Origin of the sequence: Rhizobium tropici CIAT 899 (assembly GCF_000330885.1) — a bacterium.
Classification (GTDB): Bacteria; Pseudomonadota; Alphaproteobacteria; order Rhizobiales; family Rhizobiaceae; genus Rhizobium; species Rhizobium tropici.
The window spans coordinates 2,053,603-2,075,455 of record NC_020059.1 but is presented as its reverse complement, the minus strand read 5'-3'; the positions used below and the strand labels follow the sequence as shown (position 1 = coordinate 2,075,455).

Here is a 21,853-nt window from a genome sequence, read left to right as displayed (position 1 = left end):
TGTTCTCGGTGGGATTTAGCCGCCGGTGACGCTCATGTGGCGACCGACTGCCGGACGGTTGTGCGTGCGGTCGATGATGAAATCATGACCTTTCGGCTTGCGGGTGATGGCTTCGTCTATCGCTGCATGGAGCAGGGCGTCATCCTCGCTTGCGCGCAACGCCGTGCGCAGGTCGGCCGCGTCGTTTTGCCCGAGGCACATATAGAGCGTGCCCGTGCAGGTGAGCCTTACGCGATTGCAGCTCTCGCAGAAATTATGGGTCATGGGCGTGATGAAGCCGAGGCGCCCGCCGGTTTCGGCGACTTGGACGTAACGGGCAGGGCCGCCCGTCTGGTAGGGAATGTCCGTCAGCGTGAACTCACGCTCGAGATCGGCGCGCAACTGGGAGAGCGGGAGATACTGGTCGGTGCGATCCTCGTCGATCTCGCCCATGGGCATGGTCTCGATGACGGTCAGGTCCATGCGGCGGCCATGCGCGAGCCGTAGCAGGTCGGGAATTTCGGTATCGTTGAAGCCTTTGAGCGCGACGGCATTGAGCTTGATCTTCAAGCCGGCCTTCTGCGCCGCGTCGATGCCTTCCATCACCTTGGAGAAATCTCCCCAGCGGGTGATCGTACGGAATTTATCGGGATCCAGTGTATCGAGCGACACGTTGATGCGCCGGACGCCGCTATCGTAAAGCTCTTCGGCATGCCGGGCGAGCTGTGAGCCGTTTGTCGTCAGGGTCAATTCGTCGAGCGCGCCATTTTTCACGCTCTCACCGAGCTTGCGGACCAGAAACATGATGTTCTTGCGCACCAGAGGTTCGCCGCCGGTGAGCCTGATCTTGCGCACGCCCTTGGCGATGAAGGCGGAACAGAGCCGGTCGAGCTCTTCGAGCGTCAGCAGATCCTTCTTCGGCAGGAAGGTCATGTGCTCGGCCATGCAGTAGGTACAGCGGAAATCGCAACGGTCGGTGACGGAAACGCGCAAATAGGTCACCGCGCGCCCGAAAGGGTCAATCATCGGGCTTTTATCCGCTGCCAGCGGCGAGGCGCCGCCTATCGTACCGACAATGCTATTCACTCAAATCTCCATCACACTGCTAATGTGTGCATAGGCGATTGTTGCGTCAAGGAAAATGACTTTCAAATATACTTGCGTGTGGAGCTGTGGCGGCATAATTCTCGAAAACACACTGAAAGGCATGGGAAAATCGATGAGTGACGTTTGGCCGACCGAATTGCGGGTCTCGAAGGATCGCCGTCACCTGTTGGTGACGTTCGACAACGGCGCGAGCTTCGACTTGCCGGCGGAGATGCTGCGGGTGCTGTCTCCCTCCGCGGAGGTCCAGGGACATGGACCGGGACAGAAGGTTACCATGCCGGGCAAGCGCAACGTCGGCATCATGTCGATGACGCCGACCGGCAACTATGCCGTTCGCATCGGCTTCGACGACATGCACGATACCGGCATTTTCACATGGTCCTATCTGCGCGAGCTCGGAGAAAAGGGCCAGGAGCTTTTCGCGGCCTATGAGGCTGAGCTGAAGGAAAAGGGTCTGAGCCGCGACCCGGTTGGAAAGCCGCACTAGCAAATTCCAGTGACGGATAAGGGACGTAGGCATGATCCTTGGTGGTAGGGAAAACTGGCTTCGCGCCAAGGGCAGCAAGAACGAGAGCAAGGTTTCCTTCGTCGAGCTGTTTTTCGACCTGGTCTTCGTTTTCTCGATCTCGCAGCTTGCGCATGCGCTGGCCGAGCATTTCACCCCATTGGGGGCGCTCGAAGCCATCATGCTGATCTTCGCGGTATGGTGGGTCTGGGTTTTCACCGCCTGGGTGACGAACTGGCTCGATCCGGACCGCATGCCTGTGCGCATCATGCTGTTTACGCTGATGTTTGCGGGACTTATCCTTTCGGCTGCTATCCCCGAGGCCTTCGGCGAGAAGGCGATTTTCTTTGCCGGCGCCTACGTCTTCATGCAGGTGGGCCGTTCGCTGTTCACCGTCTACGCCCTCAAGAATGCCAGCGCTGCCAATCATCGAAATTTCCTGCGCATCACCAGCTGGCTGATCCTGTCCGGCATCTTCTGGATATCAGGCGCCCTGATGGAAAGCGAAATGCGCATCATATTCTGGCTGATCGCGCTCATCATCGAATATGCAGCTCCAGCGCTTGGCTTCCGGGTACCCGGGCTCGGCAAGTCGACGACGGCTGACTGGAATGTGTCAGGCGCGCATCTGGCCGAACGCTGCGCACTCTTCATCATCATCTGCCTCGGCGAAGCGGTCCTGCAGGCCGGCAAGACCTTTGCCGAACAGCCGGTGACGCCCTTGATCGTAGCGGTGTTCATCACCGCCTTCATCGGCACGGTTGCTCTGTGGTGGATTTACTTTCAGTTTGGTCATGAAAGGGCGGCCCATCGTATCGAGCATGACGACACACCCGGCAGCCTCGCGCGGCAGGCGTTCACCTATGCGCATATCCCGATCTTGGCCAGTATCATCCTGAGCGTCGTCGGAGATGAATTTCTCTTTGCTCATCCGCATGATGCTGCGGATATGCATGCCGCGGCCGCCATTCTGGGCGGACCGGCGGTCTTCCTGCTTGGAAATCTCTGGTTCAAAGGGGTAACCAGCGGCCGGCCGCCGCTATCGCATATGGCGGGGCTCGTCGGGCTGGCGTTACTGCTCCTCACCCTGCCAATGGTCGTGGTCTATCAGCTCGGCATTCTGGCGACGGCCGTGCTCGTCGTCGTTGCGATCTGGGAATTCGCCTCGTTGAACCGAGTCGTTCCTTCGGCACGCTCAGCCGGCGATCACTGATCGCCGACAGGCTCCAGTGGTTCACGCTCTTCCTGCATCAGGAGGCTGACGACGCGCTCCATATGCACGGTGATCGCTTCGCACTCTTCGATTGGCGCATCCGAGAGCATCCGGTCGATGAGCGTGGTCTGGATGGTCATGGCCTCTTCCGTCACGCGCCGCCCTTCCTCGGTCAGGTAGAGGCGGAGCACTCGCTTGTCGAGACGATCGCCACGGCGTTCGATCAGCCCCCGCTTTTCCATCTGCGGCAACAACATGCTCATGTTGGAGCGGCCGACCAATAGCTTGCGGGCAAGTTCCTGCTGGGAAATGCCTTCAAAGCGAAACAGGTTGACGAGAATGTCGAGGTGCGGCGGCTTGATGTCGAGATGCGCCAATGCCCGTCCGAGCGATTGTTGCATCAGCTGACAGGCGCGCGCCACGGCGATCCAGCTTCGAAAACGCGGATGGTCCCAGGGAAGGGATTGATTTTTGTTCATCGTTGTACTTTATTGTTCATAGTTGAACATTATCGGATTCCCACTATGCCATCCTTTGCGCTCAAGGTCACCCGGTCGGGTCTCGCCGGTCTCGAAAGGCTGTCTCCACGGCTCGCCGGCAAGGCGGCTTTCCGGCTTTTCTGTCTGACGCCATCGCGTCGTCCGCGCGCCTCGAGGGCCAAGGCGGCGCATATGGAAGGCAGGCAGCGTCTTCTCGCGGCAGAGCAGGTGATGCTGCCGTTTTCCGGCGGCCGCGCCATGGCTTACCGTTTCAATGGCGGCGCCAAGGGACCGCGCAGGCGCTATCTCGTCGTACATGGCTGGGGCTCCAGCAGTGAATACATGTCCGAACTCGCTGCATTCGTTGCCGATAGTGGGGCAGAAGTGATCTCGCTCGATCTGCCTGGCCATGGGCGATCGGCCGGTCGGTTCCTGAATGTGCGTTTGGCCGTTTGCGCTATCGCGGCGGCGTCGGCGCGCTTCGGAGCCTTCGATGCCGCGATCGGACACTCCTTTGGTGGGGCAGCCCTGGCACTGGCATCCGCGGGCTTTCTGCCCGATATCGAGCCGCTTCGTCCGGGCAAGCTTGTGTTGATCGGTGCGCCGAGCGCCATGGGCTGGCTGTTCAAGGATTTCGGCCGACTGATGCGGCTCGGACCTGCGACCCAGGCGGCCCTGGAAGACGAGGTTCGCCTGATAACGGGCAGGACGCTTGTTTCCTATGACCAGAAGCATGGCCGGCTGGACCCGAGCCGGCCTGTTCTCGTCATCCATGCCGAGGATGACAAGGAGGTGAGCGCCGATCATGCGCGCGGCTATGCGGCCGAGGGTCCGCATGTCCGTCTCTTCTGGGCCAACGGCTTCGGGCATCGGCGAATCGTCAGCGCCGCACCCGTGTTCGACGCCATCCAGGACTTTCTTACCGAAGATATCCAGAAGGAAAATCCGCTCGAAAATCATGACGGGACAGTGTTATCGTTCTACCGAACTCCGCTGCGTCGCTCGTCATAATAATGCCTGCGCCGCCCCGGATCCGAGTGGAACGCCACAGAGAAGCGTGAGGCCGCATGCACATCGTCACATCCGTCGAGGAACTGAAGCAGCTCTATGGCGACGCCGGCGAGGCGTCGATCACCAAGGTCACGAGCGCCCTGACACCGCTCTATCGCCAAATGATCGAAGCATCGCCCTTCATGGCGCTGGCAACGGTCGGGCCTGAGGGGCTTGATTGCTCACCGCGTGGCGACTTGGGTGGAGTCGTTCGCGTGGAGGATGAGAAGACCCTGCATCTGCCGGATTGGCGCGGCAACAACCGCGTCGACTCTCTTGCGAATATCGTGCGCGACCCGCGCATAGCGCTGATATTTCTCATCCCGGGATCGAATACGACGATGCGGCTCAATGGTCGGGCAGCCGTCTCGATCGACCCCGCCTTGCTCGACAGTTTCGAGATGGATGGCAAGCATCCGCGCTGCGTTGTCGTGATTACGATCGGGGAAGTCTATTTCCAGTGTGCGCGCGCGATTATGCGGGCCGAGCTGTGGAATGCGGAACGGTTCGTCGATCCGGCAAGCCTGCCATCGCCGGGTATGATGCTGAAGGCGGCGAAGGCCGATTTCGATCAGGAGACTTATGATCGCGAGGCGCCCGTACGGGCAGCCAAGACACTCTGGTGAGCAAGCCGCCGGCATGCCCGGGAAAGCAGCGCCGGAGGTTGGTTGGCTTCGCTTCTAATTCTTGTAGATGAGCCAACTTTTGGTGAAATCCTTCTGCATGCCATCTTGATAGACGCTGCTGCAATTGCGGCCGGCATTCTTGGCGCAGTAAAGCGCCAGATCGGCCTTGTTATATAGTTCCCCGGAATCGGCTGCTTCCGAAGCCATACAGATGCCGAGGGAGAGGGTGATCGGACCATAGTCAACTCTCGTGCGCGAATTCTTGAACGGCGTCGCCTCCAGGGTGCGACGGATCCGCTCGCAAACCGTCGTGACTTCCTCGATGCTGGTGGCTTCCAGAATGAGAGCGAATTCCTCGCCTCCGACGCGGGCGACGAAAACGTCGCGACGTACATTGGCGCGGATGATGGAGGCGACGGTGGCGAGAATCTTGTCGCCGACCGGGTGGCCGAACGTGTCGTTGACTCGCTTGAAGTGATCGATATCGGCAAGAACCAGAGCGGTCGTCGGCCGGGTAAGCTGGTTGTCGAAGATGCAGATCAGCCGGTCCTCGAAGGCGCGGCGGTTGGAAAGCCGGGTTAGCGAATCGGTGTTGGCGATGCGCTTGTATTCGTCCAGCTCCTTGCGGACCAGATCCATTTCCTGGCTGCGCTCCACGACATGCTCGACGGTCTTTTCACCGTGAGCCATCGTATCGCCTGTTGCTGTGGCGAGCATGTCAATGGCGCTACGCAGCAGTTCGGCGCTGTTGTGGCTTCTGGAGCTTATGCTTTCACTGGTTTCGCCGAGCAGGCGGTTATAGCTTTCGAGTGTTGTCTGTTCCTGACGCAGGGCGCGCAGGACGGCATCGAGTTCGGAGGCGAGGCGGGTATGCGCTTCATCGAAGACACGAGCCGCATGATGCGGAAAATACTTGGCGCCGATCGCGTCCAGCTCCTCCTGGGTGGCGTTTTTGCCCAGAGCTGCCAGTTCACGCGTAAGAGTGGGATTGGAGCCGATATAAGCTTCGTAGAAAAGTTCGTAATTGCGCGGAATAGGTGCGACCCCCATGGATCGCATGGCGTAGGTAATTTGCCCTGCCACGTCGGGAATCTGCGCCTTCGGCGCAATCGCGGTACTCATCGATGAGCTCCGTAACATGTATTTGTTAAATCTCTTCTTTATCTATGCAAAGATTCTTTGAGAAAATATTAAGAATGTGATTATGAATAATCCTCGGTCACTATGGTTTTATTCAAAAATAATACAATTGAAGAGGGTTTTACAGAAAGGGGCGCCGATGCGCCCCTTTTGATATGCTCAATTCAAAACAGCTATTCTATCCAAGGTTAAGTTCCTGGAAGAAATCATTGCCCTTGTCGTCAATGACAATGAAGGCGGGAAAATCTTCGACCTCGATCTTCCAGACCGCTTCCATGCCAAGTTCCGGATATTCGAGTACCTCCACCTTCTTGATGCAATCCTGGGCAAGGCGGGCAGCCGGCCCGCCGATCGAACCGAGGTAGAAGCCACCATATGTCTTGCAGGCTTCCCGCACGGTACGCGAGCGGTTGCCCTTGGCGAGCATGACCATGGAGCCGCCGAAGGATTGGAACTGGTCGACGTAACTGTCCATGCGGCCCGCGGTCGTCGGGCCGAACGAACCGGAGGCATAGCCGGCCGGCGTCTTTGCCGGGCCGGCATAATAGACCGGATGGTTCTTCAGGTATTCCGGCATGCCTTCGCCTTTTTCCAGGCGTTCGCGGATCTTGGCATGGGCAAGGTCGCGCGCGACGATGATGGTGCCGGTAAGCGACAGGCGCGTCTTGACGGGATGTGCGGACAGTTCTGCCAGGATGTCCGCCATCGGCCGGTTGAGGTCGACGCGGATCATGGATTCCGAGAGCTTGGCTTCATCGATCTCCGGCATGTACTTGGACGGGTCGGTCTCGAGCTGCTCGATAAAGATGCCGTCGCGCGTGATCTTGCCTTTCGCCTGGCGGTCGGCGGAACAGGAGACGCCGAGGCCGATCGGCAGCGATGCACCATGACGGGGCAGGCGGATGACGCGGACATCATGGCAGAAATACTTGCCGCCGAACTGGGCGCCGACGCCGAGGCTCTGCGTGAGCTTATGGATTTCCTTCTCCATTTCGATATCCCGGAAGGCATGTCCGCTTTCGGAACCTTCCGTGGGAAGACAGTCGAGATACCGCGTCGAGGCGAGCTTGACCGTCTTCAGGTTCATCTCGGCCGAGGTGCCGCCGATGACGATCGCGAGATGGTAGGGCGGACAGGCCGCCGTGCCGAGCGTCAGGATCTTCTCTTTCAGGAAGTCCAGCATGCGGTCGTGGGTCAGCAGCGACGGCGTACCCTGATAGAGGAACGTCTTGTTGGCCGAGCCGCCGCCCTTCGCGACGAAGAGGAACTCGTAGGCGTCGGTGCCTTCCTCATAGATATCGATCTGTGCGGGCAAATTGTTCTTGGTATTCTTTTCTTCGAACATCTTGATCGGTGCGAGTTGCGAGTAGCGCAGATTCTTCTTCTCGTAGGCGTCGAGCACGCCCTTGGCGAGCGCTGCGCTGTCGCCGCCTTCGGTCCAGACGCGGCGGCCTTTCTTGCCCATGATGATGGCGGTGCCGGTATCCTGGCACATGGGCAGCACGCCGCCGGCGGCAATATTGGCATTCTTCAGCAGATCGTAGGCGACGAAGCGGTCGTTATCGGTCGCTTCAGGGTCTTCCAGGATCGATGCCAGCTGCTTCAGGTGGCCGGGGCGCAGCAGATGGTTGATGTCGGCAAAAGCCGTTTCGGCAAGAAGACGGATGCCCTCTGGATCGACGGTCAGGATTTCCTGGCCCTTGAAGGTGTCGACGGAAACATAGTCGCCCGAAATCTTGCGGTAAGGGGTCGTGTCGTCGCCGAGGGGAAATAGATCGTCAGCCATGTGGAAACCTTTCAAGCCGGATGGCGGGGAAGATGTTTGGAAACGATCTAAATCCGGCTTGAGGCAAAAGCAATTGTTTGGCTGATAAGTTGAAATCTCAAAAATGGGAGATGCGCAGGTCGGGTGGATCTTTTGACGTTGAGATCTTGTGCCCGGCCCCTCACCCTAGCCCTCTCCCCGCTCATGCGGGGAGAGGGGATGACCGTGCAAAGACAATGCTGTTCCGCCAAGGGGGATTCACTGTTTAACGCGGTAAACTCCCTCTCCCCGCCTGCGGGGAGAGGGCTAGGGTGAGGGGCCAGGGAGACCGTTACGTCAGACGCGAATGTGCCTGATCATCTCAAACCGGGATCTACTTCGGGCCGATCATCGTTTCCGGGCGGACGATGGCGTCATATTCTTCCGAAGACACCAATCCGCTTGCCAGCGCTTCTTCCTTCAGGGTCGTGCCATTCTTGTGCGCCGTCTTGGCGATCTTGGCGGCGTTGTCGTAGCCGATCTTCGGAGCCAGTGCGGTGACCAGCATCAGGGAGCGCTCCAGGCCAGCCTTGAGGTTGTCCTCGCGCGCTTCGATGCCGACGACGCAATTATCCGTGAAGGAGACGGCGGCATCGCCGAGCAACTGCACCGACTGCAGGAAATTGTAGGCCATCATCGGATTGTAGACGTTGAGCTCGAAATGGCCCTGGCTGCCGGCAAAGGTCAGCGCGGCATTGTTGCCGAAGACTTGAATGCAGACCTGCGTCAGCGCCTCGCACTGGGTCGGGTTGACCTTGCCCGGCATGATCGACGAGCCCGGTTCGTTTTCCGGCAGCGCCAGTTCGCCGAGACCGGCGCGCGGGCCGGAACCGAGTAAGCGGATATCGTTGGCAATTTTGAAGAGGGCTGCCGCTGCGGCATTGATGGCGCCGTGGCTGAAGACCATCGAGTCATGCGCGGCCAGCGCTTCGAACTTGTTCGGGGCAGTCACGAAGGACAGGCCAGTGATTTTGGCGATCTCGTCGGCGACCTTTTCGGCAAAGCCGATCGGCGCGTTGAGCCCGGTTCCGACCGCGGTGCCGCCCTGGGCGAGTTCGCAAAGGCCAGGCAGCGTCAGCTCGATGCGCTTGATCGAGGAGGCGACCTGCGCGGCATAGCCGGAGAATTCCTGGCCGAGCGTCAGCGGCGTTGCATCCTGCGTATGAGTGCGCCCGATCTTGATGATATGGGCGAAGTCGGCGACCTTCTTTTCCAAAGCAGCATGCAAATGCCGCAGAGCCGGCAGCAGGTGATGGGCGATCTGCTCGGCGCAGGCGATGTGCATGGCCGTGGGATAGGTGTCGTTCGACGATTGGCTCATGTTCACATGGTCGTTCGGATGCACCGGCTTCTTCGAGCCGATGACGCCGCCGAGCATTTCGATCGCACGGTTCGAAATCACCTCATTGGCGTTCATGTTCGACTGCGTGCCCGAGCCGGTCTGCCAGACCACAAGCGGAAAATGCTCATTGAGCTTGCCGTCGATGACTTCCTGCGCCGCCTCGACGATCGCCTTGCCAAGCGCCGGGTCGAGCTGGCCGAGCTCCATGTTGGCGCGCGCGGCCGCCTGCTTGACGATGCCGAGGGCGCGCACGACCGATAGCGGCTGCTTTTCCCAGCCGATCTTGAAATTGCCGAGCGAGCGTTGCGCCTGCGCGCCCCAGTAACGGTCGCTGGCGACCTCGATCGGGCCAAATGTATCGGTTTCGGTGCGGATGGGGGTCATCTTCCTGGTCCTGCTTTCCATTGAGACGGATAGCAGCTCATATAGGTCCGAAAGAGCCCTATGAAAATATCAAAGCGCTATTTGATGACTATTCTAGTCATGTTTTGCTCGGTGCGGCGTGCTCTTTTTAACACGCTGCGCATATATTAACGGACACGCATTTTCGGCCGCTTAAAAAGTCTCCGAAAATTCAATAAAGCATTAACCAATAATTTCATATTTTTGTGTGGAGTGAGCCGCGAAAGACGCCATCGCTTCGTCACATGAAGTTGAGGCATTGAACGAAAGGCGGGTCTCGCCGTTTTCATAGTGTGAGTATACGATGTCGAAGACATCGCGGCCGAGTTGAAAACAGCACCGTCAAGCTCGAAGTCATCGCACGATACAGGGACTGATTACAGAATGAAACTTGCTTCCAAAGCCACCGCATCCGTCCTGGCTCTCTCCTGTTGCCTTTCTTCGATAGGCGCAACCTCTGCAAGTGCCATGACCCTCATGGATTTCATCCGTGGCGGCCAGGGCCGTCAGCAGAGCACGCAGGTTTCGGCTCCCGTTCCTGTCAATCCGGTGCAGACGCTGGATCCTGATCAGCCTCCGCGGGCGAAACAGCCGCTCCCGACCGTCGATGCGCCGAAATATTATACCTATAAGGCCGACCAGATGCGCCTGGTGTCGACGGCGCATTTCGCCGACCCGGTCGTGACCGGTGCCGTTGCAGATGCTTCTCCCTCGCCGGTCGCGGTCGATGCCGGGATTTCGCAGCGCCGCTATCTGGCAGATGCGCGCGTCATGGCGACCAATGACATCGCCAAGGCGATCGAAGCCTATTACGCCGATCAGAGCAAGCCGCTTCTCTGGGTTGCCGATCATGCCGTCAGCGACAAGGCGAAGGCTGCTATGGCGGCTCTTGCCGATGCGGGTTCCGTCGGCCTCGATCCCGCCGATTATGCAGTAACTTTGCCTAGTGCCGATGCGGAAAACGCCGATCCGGTCATGCGCGATCGCGCGCTCATGCAATTCGAGCTCGCGCTGTCGAGCAAGATATTGATGTTCGTCCAGGATACGGTTCGCGGTCGTCTCGATCCGAACAAGATTTCCGGCTATCACGACTTCAAGCGCAAGGATGTCAATCTGACGGCGATGCTTGATGTATTGCGCGCCAGCCCGGATGTTCCGGCTTATCTCAACAGCCGCAACCCGTCCAATCAGCAATTCCAAGCCTTAAAGGCGGAACTCGCCAAGCTGCGTGCGGAATCCGGGTCGGACGGCAGCCATATCAGCATTTCGCTGACCGGAATTCTGAAGCCAGGTGGCAGCTCGCCGGAAATGGTCAACATCGTCAAGGCGATCCAGCATCGCGGATCGGATGCGCTGAAGGCTGCCCATGCCGATCTTTTCGATGCCTATCTGGGTACGCCGGACTATACGCCCGAACTCGTGTCGCTGGTTGAAGACTTCCAGCGCGAGAAGGGTCTGACGGCTGACGGCGTGATCGGCTCGTCCTCCGTTCGCGCCATGGTCGGCGAGAACAATGACGTGAAGATCCAGAAGCTGGTCATCGCCATGGAGCAGCTGCGCTGGCTGCCGCCTGAGCTTGGCCCGCGCTATGTCTTCATCAACCAGCCGGCTTTCATGGTCTATTACTACAATAACAACCAGGAGCAGCTGTCGATGCGCGTCGTCGTCGGCAGCAAGCAGCACCAGACCTTCTTCTTCGAAAATCAGGTGCAGACGGTCGAATTCAATCCGTTCTGGGGCGTTCCGCAGTCGATCATCATCAACGAGATGCTGCCGAAGCTGCGTTCCGATCCGAACTATCTCGACCGGATGGGCTATCAGGTCGAAGTCGGCGGCCGCGCCGTCGCATCGTCCAGCGTCGACTGGTACGGCTCGACGAAGAGCATCTCGGTTCGCCAGCCGCCGAGCAGCGACAACGCACTCGGTGAATTGAAGATCCTCTTCCCGAACTCGCATGCGATCTACATGCACGACACGCCGCAGAAGAGCTTCTTCAAGAAGGATATGCGCGCACTCAGCCACGGCTGCGTCCGCCTTGCCGATCCGCGCGCGATGGCCGCCGCCGTGCTGAACACGACGGTCGACGATATCGCCAAGCAGATCGCCACCGGCCAGAACAAGGCAGTGGCCGTGCCGCAGAAATTCCCGATCTACATCGCCTATTTCACCGCGTGGCCGAACAAGGACGGCGTTATCCAGTACTTCAACGACGTCTACGATCGTGACGCCGCCACGCAGAAGGCGCTCGATGCGACCTCAAAGGCACGCACTGCCCAGATCTAAAGTCTGTTCAGCGGAGAAAAACGAAAAGGGCGGCCCATTGGTCGCCCTTTTTGTTGCCTGTCGTACGGGAATGTCACGCGGCTCTAGCGGGCGATTCAGTTCAATTCTTCGCCTCGATTCGCCACTCCCGGCCGCCGAAGGTAACGTCGAAGCGCGAGAGGAAGGAGCGACCGAGCAGCCCGTCGACCTCCGTGCCAAGTGCTGCGTTGTCGTCGAGAACCACGGCCGTGATATCGCTAGCCTGGACGTGCCCGACCTTCACGGTAGTCGCCGTTGTGCGTGTGGCTTGAGAAACGCCGTTTGCCGTTTGAAGAGATATTCCATTGTTGCCGTCGACCGGCAGCTTGGCTCGCGCGGCGAAGGCTTTGCTCACCGCCACGAAGCTTGCTCCGGTGTCGACGATGAAAACGCCCTCTGTGCCATTGACCGAGACCTTAGCAAGGATGACGTTCTTGCCCTGCGTCGGAAATCGGTCGCTGCCGGTCGCGTAGGTTGAGGCGCATTTGCCCATGGTTTCATAGAGTTTAATGATCCCACGCACGATCGCTGTGTCGTTGCGGTCGGGATTGGTAGAAACCCAAAGCTGAAGCGGCCCGATCGCCTCGCAATATTCACCAAGCTCGCGGTAGCTGGCGGAGATTCCCTCAAATACCGCGCTGTTCAGTATCGCGATATTGTCGGTAAGGCCGATGACCGAATAGTAGTCATCGATGGCGTCCCGATATTTCTTGGCATTTTGGCGAATTCGCGCACGCTGGAAATAGAAATCAGGCATTCCCGGTGACATTGCTATCACTTGGTTCGAGACTTTCAGCGCTTCGTCGAAGTCGCTGAGATCGTCCAGAATTTGGGCGGCTGAGCTCAAGGCGATATTCGACGGTTTGCACTTGTCGGAGAAGGCAATGAAGACTTTGGCCGCTTCGCGGCGATAGCCTTGCTTCGTCAGCTCATCTGCGAATTTGTAGACTGCATTCCAATCACAATGCTCTCGCCGTAACATATCGAGATCGGCTGCCATCGCAGGTCTGCCTGCAACAATGTTCGGCAAAGGTGCGATGTCAAAATGCTCATAGACCGCGGTCAGAGCGGGATCGGGTTTGGCACCAACTCCGGTTTCCGTCTCGACGTAACCGATAATGCGGTCGCCGTAGATGTAGAACCATATACCTCCGCATAGTGCACCGCAGATGATCAGCGTTCGGACAATGGGAGCAAACCATCCTCTGCGGCTTGGCAATCTACCGGCATTACGGTCTTCGGGATCTGCTACGAGCAAGGGGGGCGCTCCGCTATCGAGTGATCGTCCCACCTCGGTCGCGCGGAGCACCTTTCCCTCTAGCGATCCGGATACTGAAGGTAGAACCTCGATAAGTTGTGGCTGAAGCGCGTGAATCGCGCAAGGCCCACCACAACCTAGGTCGCTGAACCAACAGAGATCTTAGCTATGTCAAGCGGCCAGCAATCCCTCGACCAGCTCGGGCGTCAGTTCGTCGTAGTGGTAGATGATGCGGTTCGGCCCGAGCGTTTCGATGCCAACATCGGAGTAGCCGAATGGCACGGCGATCGAGGGGACGCCGGCATTGCGGGCGACGAGGATGTCGTTGATGCTGTCGCCGATCATGATCGTACGGGCGATGTCGCCGCCCGCGCGTTCGACCGTGCCGATCAGGTGCTCGGCATTCGGCTTGCGGACGGTGAAGGTGTCGCCGCCGGTGATGGCCTCGAAGTAATGCGTCAGCTTCAGCCGGTCGAGCAAGGTGCGCGCCAGCGATTCCATCTTGTTGGTGCAGACGGCGAGCTTATAGCCTTGGCCCTTCAGCGTATCGAGAGCTGCAAGCAGCCCCGGATAAGGCTGTGTCACGCCTGGCATGGTTTCGGAATAATGAGTGATGAAGCGCTGCAGAAGGGCGGGCAATTCTTCCGATGTCAGCATATAGCCGTGCAGCTTGCAGGCTCGCTCGATCATGACCTGCGCGCCGTTGCCGACGAGATGTGTCACGTCGTCGTAGCTGACCGGGGGAAGCTCGAGCGCCGCGATCGTGTGGTTCAGGCTGACGATCAGGTCCGCATGCGTGTCCAGCAGCGTGCCGTCGAGATCGAATACGACAAGGGGGGATTTCACTAGGAATCGGCCTTTGCAGAGAAAAGAGTGCGTCTTTTGGAGTTAAAAGATCGCGTAGGCAATTGCAACTGAAGTGCCGGAATGCCTTGGCGGGAAGGGGCCGGGGATTTCTATATCACGCCGTTATTTTGGCTTTCGTTTGGCTGGAGAGCCGTGTAAACAGCAGACCAACGTAACAATGGGAGCAGGTGGCGCATGGACGCCCGCCAGATGAAGATTGAGGCTGCGAGAGCCGCGCTCGCTCATGTCGAGAGCGGCATGCGGCTCGGGATCGGTACCGGCACCACGGCGGAGGAATTCGTTCGCCTGCTCGCCGAAAAGGTTGCTGCCGGCCTCTCGATCCAAGGCGTTCCGACGTCCGAAAGGACGGCCAAGCTTTGCAATGAGCTCGGCGTCCCGTTGAAATCCCTGGACGAGCTTCCCGAACTTGACCTTACCATCGATGGCGCCGATGAGCTGGATGGCGCGCTGACGCTGATCAAGGGCGGCGGCGGTGCGCTGTTGCGCGAGAAGATCGTTGCGGCATCGTCAGCCCGCATGATCGTCATTGCGGATGAAAGCAAGGTCGTCGAGACGCTCGGCGCATATCCATTGCCTATCGAGGTCAATCCGTTCGGGCTCGTTTCCACCCGCATCCTCATCGAGAAGGCGGCCTCGCGTCTTGGGCTCTCGGGCGCGCTCGACATGCGCCGCTCCGGTGACAGCCTCTTTGTCACCGACGGGGGGCATTACATCGTCGATGCATCTTTCGGCCGCATTCCTGATGCAGAGGCGCTGTCGAACGAGCTCTATTCGATTCCCGGCGTTGTCGAACACGGGCTCTTTATCCATATGGCGACATTAGCGATCATTGCCGGCCCTGCCGGTGCGCGCACGTTGCAGGCCAACAATACATAGGAGCACTCATCTCATGATCAAATTTGCGGGTCTTGGCCGTCTTGCCGTTGCAACCATTCTTCTTTCCGGCATTGCCTTCGGTTCGGTCAACGCTCAGGAAGTTTCCGAGGATCAGATCAAGGCTGCCCGCGCCGCGATCAATGCTCTCGGCATTACCAACCAGTTCGACAATATTCTGCCTAATCTCGCCGAGCAGCTGAAGAGCACGATGATCCAGGCAAACCCGAATTTCGGCGATGCGATCAATTCGACCGTCGATGCCACCGCGATCGCGCTCGCTCCACGTCGTGCCGATCTGGAGCGTGAAGCTGCCATCACCTATGCCAAGGCTTTCTCGGCCGACGAACTGAAGGCGATCGCCGATTTCTACGGTTCGCCGGCAGGCAAGAAGCTTCTCAAGGATGGTCCGCTCGCGACCCGCGAACTCTACAAGGCCGCCGATATCTGGAGCCAGGGCATTTCGCGCGATCTCGCAAAGCAGAGCAACAGTGCCCTGCAGAAGGTCGTCAAGCAGCCGGTAGTTACGCCGGATGCCGGTGCGGCCGCTCAGCCGGCGCCAAAGCAGTAAGCGACGCGTCTTTGCTGCATTCGCTCCGAAAGAGACGTTTTGTCTTTTGGGTGCGTACGGCAGGCAGTTGAAATTCGAAGCCCGGATCGTTTCCGGGCTTTTCTTTTTATGTCCCGGCTCCCTATATGAGGGCGACCCCCATTGGCGCTTCGCGCGCATCTGACGTCTACAGGAGCGATCCATGCCTTCGTTTGATTTCGACCTTTTCGTGATTGGCGGCGGCTCCGGCGGCGTGCGCAGTGCGCGCGTGGCCGCATCGCTCGGCAAGAAGGTCGGCATCGCCGAGGAATATCGCTATGGCGGCACCTGCGTCATTCGCGGTTGCGTGCCGAAGAAGCTCTTCGTCTATGCCTCGCAATATAGCGAGCACTTCGAGGACGCGGCCGGTTTCGGCTGGACGGTCGGCGAAAGCAGCTTCGACTGGAAGAAGCTGATCGAGGCGAAGGATAAGGAAATCGCCCGCCTGGAAGGCCTCTATCGCAAGGGGCTCGACAATGCCAAGGCGGAGATCTTCGATACACGCGCAGAGCTGGTGGATGCTCACACGATCAAGCTGCTGAAGACCGGTCAGACCATCACGGCCGAAACCATCGTGATTGCGACCGGCGGCCGGCCGAACCTGCATACGGCGCTGCCGGGTCACGAGCTTTGCATCTCCTCGAACGAGGCCTTCCACCTGAAGGAACTGCCGAAATCGATCCTGATCGCCGGCGGCGGATATATTGCCGTCGAGTTCGCCAATATCTTCCACGGGCTCGGAGTCGAGACGACGCTGATCTATCGTGGTGCCGAGATCCTGTCACGCTTCGATCACGACCTGCGCAAAGGCCTGCATGAGGCCATGGAGGAGAAGGGCATCCGTATTCTCTGCCATGACATCATCGAGCACGTCGAGAAGGCAGAGGGCCGGCTCAGCGTTCGGACGAAGAGCGATAAGTCCCTGACGGTCGATACCGTCATGCTGGCGCTCGGCCGTACGCCGAATACAGAAAATCTCGGGCTTCAGGCTGCCGGCGTCGCGATCGACGAGCAGGGCGCTGTTATCGTCGACGAATATTCGCGGACTTCCGTTCCGAATATCTTCGCTCTCGGCGACGTCACCGACCGGGTGCAGCTGACGCCTGTGGCGATCCACGAGGCCATGTGCTTCATCGAGACCGTCTACAAGGACAATCCGACCCGGCCGGACCACGAACTCATCCCGACGGCCGTCTTCTCGCAGCCGGAGATCGGTACCGTCGGCCTGACCGAGGAGGATGCTGCCAAGCGCTATCCTGAACTCGAAGTCTATCGCGCCCAGTTCCGGCCGATGAAGGCGACGCTTTCGGGCCGAGCCGAGAAGATGATCATGAAGCTGATCGTCAATGCCGCGGACCGCAAAGTGATCGGCGCCCATATTCTCGGCCACGATGCTGGCGAGATGGCGCAGCTTCTCGGCATTACGCTGAAGGCGGGCTGCACCAAGGACGATTTCGACCGCACCATGGCGGTACATCCGACGGCGGCGGAAGAATTGGTGACGATGTATTCGCCAAGCTACCGCATCCGCAATGGCGAGCGCGTGTAACGCCCCCGTTTTCACGCAAATATCGGCTGCACCATAAAAGATTCGCACAGCAGTTTGCCTGCCTTTGCAAGCGGGCGGCAAAGGTTTATAAGCGCGCGTTATTTACGACGATGGGCCGCCCGAGAAAGATCGGGCGCACAAGCAGGTGAGTGAGATGGCACAGAATTGGACACCGAACAGTTGGCGGCAGAAACCGATCCAGCAGGTGCCGGATTTTCCGGACAAGGCAGCGCTGGCAGAGACCGAAGCCCAGCTTGCAAGCTATCCGCCGCTTGTTTTCGCCGGTGAGGCCCGTCGCCTGAAGGCGCATCTTGCCAATGTCGCCGAAGGCAATGGCTTCCTGCTTCAGGGCGGCGATTGCGCCGAAAGCTTCGCCGAGCATGGTGCCGATACGATCCGCGACTTCTTCCGCGCCTTCCTGCAGATGGCCGTCGTGCTGACCTTCGGTGCGCAGCTGCCGGTCGTCAAGGTTGGTCGTATTGCCGGTCAGTTCGCCAAGCCGCGCTCTTCGAACATCGAAACGCAGAACGGCGTCTCGCTGCCGAGCTATCGCGGCGACATCATCAACGGTATCGATTTCACCGAAGACGCACGCATCCCCAATCCGGAACGTCAGCTGATGGCTTACCGCCAGTCCGCTGCGACGCTCAATCTGCTGCGCGCCTTTGCCATGGGCGGCTACGCCAACCTTGAAAACGTGCAGAAGTGGATGCTCGGCTTCGTCAAGGATAGCCCGCAGGGCGAACGCTACCGCAAGCTTGCCGACCGCATCGGCGAGACGATGGATTTCATGCGCGCGATCGGCATTACCGCCGAGAGCAATGCGAGCCTGCGCGAAACCGATTTCTTCACCAGCCACGAAGCGCTGCTGCTTGGCTATGAAGAAGCCTTCACCCGCGTCGACTCCACGACCGGCGACTGGTACGCGACCTCGGGCCACATGCTCTGGATCGGTGACCGCACGCGCCAGGCCGATCATGCCCATGTCGAGTATTTCCGCGGCATCAAGAACCCGATCGGCCTGAAGTGCGGGCCTTCGCTGCAGGCGGACGATCTGCTTAACCTGATCGATATTCTGAACCCGCAGAACGAAGCCGGTCGCCTGACGCTGATCTGCCGTTTTGGGCACGACAAGGTTGCCGACAACCTGCCGCGCCTTATCCGCGCTGTCGAGAAGGAAGGCCGCAAGGTCGTCTGGTCTTGCGACCCGATGCATGGCAACACGATCACGCTTAACAACTACAAGACGCGTCCGTTCGAGCGCATCCTGTCGGAAGTCGAGAGCTTCTTCCAGATCCACCGTGCCGAAGGCACGCATCCGGGCGGTATCCACATCGAGATGACCGGCAAGGATGTGACCGAATGCACGGGCGGTGCCCGCGCCGTCGGCGCCGAGGATCTTCAGGATCGCTATCACACGCATTGCGATCCGCGCCTCAATGCCGACCAGGCGCTCGAGCTTGCCTTCCTGCTCGCCGAGCGGATGAAGGGTGGCCGTGACGAGAAGCGTATGCGCGCACATGGCTGAGTGAAGCCGCGTCCATGACCTATCGAACGGGCCGGCGAAAACCGGCCCGTTTGCTTTTTGGCCGGAGCGATCAGCGCGGTTGAAAGATGCTTCATTTCTTTGAAATTGACCCGAATGCGGTTCTCGGGAAGGCTGCCTTGAAATAGAGGGAGCAATGATGAGCGACGAACACACGGGAGCCTGCCTTTGCGGCAGCGTACGTTTCAAGACACGCGGCAAACTGCGTGAGGTCGTCGCCTGCCATTGTTCGCAGTGCCGCAAGCAGACTGGTCTCTATTACGCAGCAACCAACGTCGCGCGCGAAAATCTCGTCATCGAGGGAGAAGAGGCGATTACCTGGTATCGAGCCAGCACATTCGCGCGCCGCGGTTTTTGCAAGATTTGCGGCTCGGCTCTCTTCTGGGTGGCCGACAGCGCCGATGAAATATCGATCATGGCCGGTCTGTTCGACCAGCCGAGCGGACTCAAGATAGCCTATCATATCTATTGCGCCGACAAGGGCGACTATTATGAGGTCCGCGACGGACTGCCGCAATATCGGCAGGGGCGACCGGGATTGCTGACGGCCGGCCCATCCGATTGACCCTCAGATACTGCCTTTTTCGATAACGAGCTTGCTGAGCTTGGCGAGCTCCTCCCGCACCACCGCGAGCTCGGTCAACACCTGCATATCAATCTTCTGGTGCAGCGATAGCACTTCCAGCTCGGATTTGAGATTGACCTCGTAATCCTTGGCCGCCTCGAAGCGGTCCCTTTCTGCCTGCCGGTTCTGGGACATCATGATGATCGGCGCCTGGATCGCGGCGAGCATGGATAGGACGAGGTTCAAAAAGATGAAGGGGTAGGGGTCGAAGGCGTTGGTGGTGAGGAGGATGGTATTAACGACGCACCAGAAGACCAGAAACAGCAGGAAGGCGATGATGAAGGACCAGGAGCCGCCGACGCGGGCAATGCCATCAGCCAGACGCTCTCCTCTGGACGATCCCGCCGAGATAGCTGCATTGATATCGGTGGAGATGACTTTTCGCTCGTGCGCCTTTTTAAGAACGCGCTTTTCGATATCGCCGAGCTGATCGGCTGTCTTGTCAAAATGGAGATGAACGAAGTTGGGAGGATTATGCATTGGGAGGGCTCCGAGGTCCAAGTGGCGTTGAATGCAACTATTCGACCAACGGGCAAAAATGCAACGAGGGAAGGGTATCAAACATCACGAGGCGGTTTGCCGCTGCGGCCAGAGCGCATGCTAGCCGCTCCGAGGTTCTGAGCATCCGACCTGCCGCACCCAGGCATTCGCGCCATCCATGATAATGTCGAAGATCGGGTCCTTTATGTCGTAATAGGCATCGGCATTCATGGCATCGATGAAGGGAGTGTCTGCCAGCGCGAATTCAATGATCAATGCGATCAAAGTCTTCTTTGCAAGGCTGGCTTGGTATTTTCCGAGCAAAAATACCGCCTATGCGGGTGGCGTGATCTTTGATGCGTGTGCGGGAAGGAAGGCGGTTGCGGAAGGAAGATGGCATCGCTAAATGTATGGCATGACAGAGCAAAGCCAGATTACCAACACCATTCGCATCGCTGTCGCGCAGCTCAATCCGACGGTCGGCGATGTCTCCGGCAATCTCGCCAAGGCGCGTGACGCCCGCGCCGAAGCCGCGCGCGAAGGCGCGCAGCTCGTATTGCTGACGGAATTGTTCATTTCCGGCTATCCGCCGGAAGATCTCGTGCTGAAGCCGGCCTTCATCCGCGCCTGCTGGAAGGCGGTCGAGGCTCTGGCCGCGGATACGGCCGATGGCGGCCCTGGCGTCATCATCGGCTTTCCCCGACAGGATGAAACTGGGCGCTATAATTCGATTGCCGTGCTCGATGATGGGAAGGTGATTGCCGTCCGTGACAAGGTAGACCTGCCGAACTACGGCGAGTTCGACGAGAAGCGCGTGTTCGATCAGGGCGCCATGCCCGGTCCGGTCAATTTCCGCGGCGTTAGGCTGGGTATTCCGATCTGCGAGGACATCTGGGGTGAACTCGGCGTTTGCGAAACGCTGGCTGAAAGTGGCGCTGAAATCCTGCTGTCGCCGAATGGGTCGCCCTATTATCGCGGCAAGGTGGATATCCGCCATCAGGTCGTGCTGAAGCAGGTTCTCGAGACCGGCCTACCGATGATCTATGCCGCTCAGCTCGGCGGCCAGGACGAGTTGGTTTTCGACGGCGCGAGCTTCGGCTTCAACGCAGACAAGACGCTGGCCTTCCAGATGAGTCAGTTCGAGACCGCGCTTGCGGTGACGACCTGGAAGAAGAACGGCGATGGCTGGCACTGCGCCGAAGGCCCAATGGCGCATATTCCGGAAGGCGAGGAGGCTGACTATCGCGCCTGCCTGCTGGGCTTCCGCGACTATGTCAACAAGAACGGCTTCAAGTCGGTCGTGCTCGGCCTTTCCGGCGGTATCGACTCGGCGATCTGCGCCGCGATTGCCGTCGATGCGCTAGGCGAAGAGCGCGTGCGCACGGTCATGCTGCCTTATCGCTATACCTCGCAGGATTCATTGAAGGATGCGGCCGATTGCGCCAAGGCGCTCGGCTGCCGCTACGATATCGTGCCGATCGAAGATCCGGTGACAGGCTTCACTTCGGCCTTGTCCGATCTCTTCGAAGGCACGGAAAGCGGCATTACCGAGGAAAACCTGCAGAGCCGTGCTCGCGGCACCATTCTGATGGCGATCTCCAACAAGTTCGGCTCGATGGTGGTGACGACGGGCAACAAGTCGGAAATGTCGGTCGGCTACGCCACGCTTTATGGCGATATGAACGGCGGCTTCAACCCGATCAAGGATCTCTACAAGATGCAGGTCTATGCGCTGTCGCGCTGGCGCAACCTGCATGTGCCCCCCGGTGCGCTCGGCCCCTCGGGTGAGGTCATTCCCCATAACATCATCGACAAGGCGCCTTCGGCGGAATTGAGGCCGAACCAGACGGACCAGGATTCGCTGCCGCCCTATCCGGTGCTTGACGATATCCTCGAATGCCTGGTGGAGAAGGAGATGTCGGTGGAGGAGATCGTGGCCCGGGGCCATGATGTCGCGACCGTACATCGTATCGAACACCTGCTTTATCTCGCAGAATACAAGCGCCGCCAGTCGGCACCGGGTGTGAAGATCACCAAGAAGAATTTCGGTCGCGACCGTCGCTATCCGATCACCAACCGGTTCCGCGATCGCTGATCGCGGTATCCAGCGGCAAGGGA

At 59.1% G+C, this 21,853-nt stretch carries 20 protein-coding genes; 11 read left to right on the top strand and 9 right to left on the bottom strand.

Annotated elements, in window-relative coordinates; all coding sequences use genetic code 11:
* Positions 1–15: 15 nt before the first annotated feature.
* Complete coding sequence (gene moaA, locus RTCIAT899_RS10130; RefSeq protein ID WP_015340131.1) at positions 16–1,065, bottom strand: GTP 3',8-cyclase MoaA; 1,050 nt, start codon at positions 1,063–1,065, stop codon at positions 16–18.
* A gap of 133 nt (positions 1,066–1,198) precedes the next feature.
* Between moaA and RTCIAT899_RS10125 the strand changes: the two genes are divergently transcribed.
* On the top strand, positions 1,199–1,573 hold the full coding sequence (locus RTCIAT899_RS10125) for a gamma-butyrobetaine hydroxylase family protein (RefSeq protein WP_041677477.1): 375 nt from the start codon (positions 1,199–1,201) through the stop codon (positions 1,571–1,573).
* A 31-nt stretch (positions 1,574–1,604) separates the two neighbouring features.
* Positions 1,605–2,804 (top strand): low temperature requirement protein A, encoded by a 1,200-nt coding sequence (locus tag RTCIAT899_RS10120; protein ID WP_015340129.1) that lies wholly within the window; start codon positions 1,605–1,607, stop codon positions 2,802–2,804.
* Here the strand turns inward: RTCIAT899_RS10120 and RTCIAT899_RS10115 are convergent.
* Positions 2,798–3,283 (bottom strand): MarR family winged helix-turn-helix transcriptional regulator, encoded by a 486-nt coding sequence (locus RTCIAT899_RS10115; RefSeq protein ID WP_015340128.1) that lies wholly within the window; start codon positions 3,281–3,283, stop codon positions 2,798–2,800. The genes RTCIAT899_RS10120 and RTCIAT899_RS10115 overlap by 7 nt on opposite strands.
* Positions 3,284–3,328: 45 nt before the next feature.
* Here RTCIAT899_RS10115 and RTCIAT899_RS10110 point away from each other — a divergent pair, with 45 nt between their 5' ends.
* A complete protein-coding gene (locus RTCIAT899_RS10110) occupies positions 3,329–4,294 on the top strand; it encodes an alpha/beta hydrolase (protein WP_015340127.1) in 966 nt (321 codons plus the stop codon).
* A 56-nt stretch (positions 4,295–4,350) separates the two neighbouring features.
* On the top strand, positions 4,351–4,959 hold the full coding sequence (locus tag RTCIAT899_RS10105; protein ID WP_015340126.1) for a pyridoxamine 5'-phosphate oxidase family protein: 609 nt from the start codon (positions 4,351–4,353) through the stop codon (positions 4,957–4,959).
* Positions 4,960–5,013: 54 nt separating this feature from the next.
* On the opposite strand, the gene RTCIAT899_RS10100 is transcribed toward RTCIAT899_RS10105, so the two are convergent.
* The 3 genes from RTCIAT899_RS10100 to fumC form a co-directional block, all read right to left on the bottom strand.
* Complete coding sequence (locus tag RTCIAT899_RS10100) at positions 5,014–6,081, bottom strand: GGDEF domain-containing protein (protein WP_015340125.1); 1,068 nt, start codon at positions 6,079–6,081, stop codon at positions 5,014–5,016.
* 196 nt (positions 6,082–6,277) lie between these two features.
* Positions 6,278–7,885: a fumarate hydratase gene (locus RTCIAT899_RS10095; protein ID WP_015340124.1), complete on the bottom strand. Its 1,608-nt coding sequence runs from the start codon at positions 7,883–7,885 to the stop codon at positions 6,278–6,280.
* Positions 7,886–8,237: 352 nt separating this feature from the next.
* Positions 8,238–9,629: a class II fumarate hydratase gene (gene fumC / locus RTCIAT899_RS10090; protein WP_041677475.1), complete on the bottom strand. Its 1,392-nt coding sequence runs from the start codon at positions 9,627–9,629 to the stop codon at positions 8,238–8,240.
* A 402-nt stretch (positions 9,630–10,031) separates the two neighbouring features.
* Here fumC and RTCIAT899_RS10085 point away from each other — a divergent pair, with 402 nt between their 5' ends.
* Entirely contained in the window at positions 10,032–11,930 is a 1,899-nt protein-coding gene (locus tag RTCIAT899_RS10085; RefSeq protein ID WP_041677473.1) for a L,D-transpeptidase family protein, read from the top strand.
* 100 nt (positions 11,931–12,030) lie between these two features.
* Here the strand turns inward: RTCIAT899_RS10085 and RTCIAT899_RS10080 are convergent, their stop codons facing one another.
* Both RTCIAT899_RS10080 and RTCIAT899_RS10075 read right to left on the bottom strand, forming a co-directional pair.
* Positions 12,031–13,206 carry a TIGR02281 family clan AA aspartic protease gene (locus RTCIAT899_RS10080; RefSeq protein WP_015340121.1) on the bottom strand — a complete coding sequence of 392 codons (1,176 nt, stop codon included), beginning with the start codon at positions 13,204–13,206 and terminating at the stop codon, positions 12,031–12,033.
* A gap of 171 nt (positions 13,207–13,377) precedes the next feature.
* Positions 13,378–14,052: an HAD family hydrolase gene (locus RTCIAT899_RS10075; RefSeq protein WP_015340120.1), complete on the bottom strand. Its 675-nt coding sequence runs from the start codon at positions 14,050–14,052 to the stop codon at positions 13,378–13,380.
* A 195-nt stretch (positions 14,053–14,247) separates the two neighbouring features.
* Between RTCIAT899_RS10075 and rpiA the strand changes: the two genes are divergently transcribed.
* The 5 genes from rpiA to RTCIAT899_RS10050 all read left to right on the top strand — a co-directional run bounded on the left by rpiA (position 14,248) and on the right by RTCIAT899_RS10050 (position 19,195).
* On the top strand, positions 14,248–14,949 hold the full coding sequence (gene rpiA / locus RTCIAT899_RS10070) for a ribose-5-phosphate isomerase RpiA (protein ID WP_015340119.1): 702 nt from the start codon (positions 14,248–14,250) through the stop codon (positions 14,947–14,949).
* Between the two features lie 13 nt (positions 14,950–14,962).
* Complete coding sequence (locus tag RTCIAT899_RS10065; RefSeq protein WP_015340118.1) at positions 14,963–15,517, top strand: DUF2059 domain-containing protein; 555 nt, start codon at positions 14,963–14,965, stop codon at positions 15,515–15,517.
* A 181-nt stretch (positions 15,518–15,698) separates the two neighbouring features.
* The gene (gor, locus tag RTCIAT899_RS10060; RefSeq protein ID WP_015340117.1) at positions 15,699–17,084 is read left to right on the top strand and encodes a glutathione-disulfide reductase; all 1,386 of its coding nucleotides are present in this window, start codon (positions 15,699–15,701) and stop codon (positions 17,082–17,084) included.
* Between the two features lie 154 nt (positions 17,085–17,238).
* Positions 17,239–18,612, top strand: coding sequence for a class II 3-deoxy-7-phosphoheptulonate synthase (locus RTCIAT899_RS10055; RefSeq protein ID WP_015340116.1), 1,374 nt, complete (start codon positions 17,239–17,241; stop codon positions 18,610–18,612).
* A gap of 157 nt (positions 18,613–18,769) precedes the next feature.
* Entirely contained in the window at positions 18,770–19,195 is a 426-nt protein-coding gene (locus RTCIAT899_RS10050; RefSeq protein ID WP_041677902.1) for a GFA family protein, read from the top strand.
* A 3-nt stretch (positions 19,196–19,198) separates the two neighbouring features.
* Here RTCIAT899_RS10050 and RTCIAT899_RS10045 read toward each other — a convergent pair whose 3' ends face one another.
* Both RTCIAT899_RS10045 and RTCIAT899_RS33690 read right to left on the bottom strand, forming a co-directional pair.
* Positions 19,199–19,735, bottom strand: a complete 537-nt coding sequence (locus tag RTCIAT899_RS10045) for a DUF1003 domain-containing protein (RefSeq protein ID WP_015340114.1) — start codon at positions 19,733–19,735, stop codon at positions 19,199–19,201.
* Positions 19,736–19,855: 120 nt separating this feature from the next.
* Entirely contained in the window at positions 19,856–20,011 is a 156-nt protein-coding gene (locus tag RTCIAT899_RS33690; protein WP_154660794.1) for a hypothetical protein, read from the bottom strand.
* A gap of 139 nt (positions 20,012–20,150) precedes the next feature.
* On the opposite strand from RTCIAT899_RS33690, the gene RTCIAT899_RS10040 reads away from it, so the two are divergent.
* A complete protein-coding gene (locus RTCIAT899_RS10040; RefSeq protein ID WP_041677901.1) occupies positions 20,151–21,830 on the top strand; it encodes an NAD+ synthase in 1,680 nt (559 codons plus the stop codon).
* Positions 21,831–21,853: the final 23 nt, after the last annotated feature.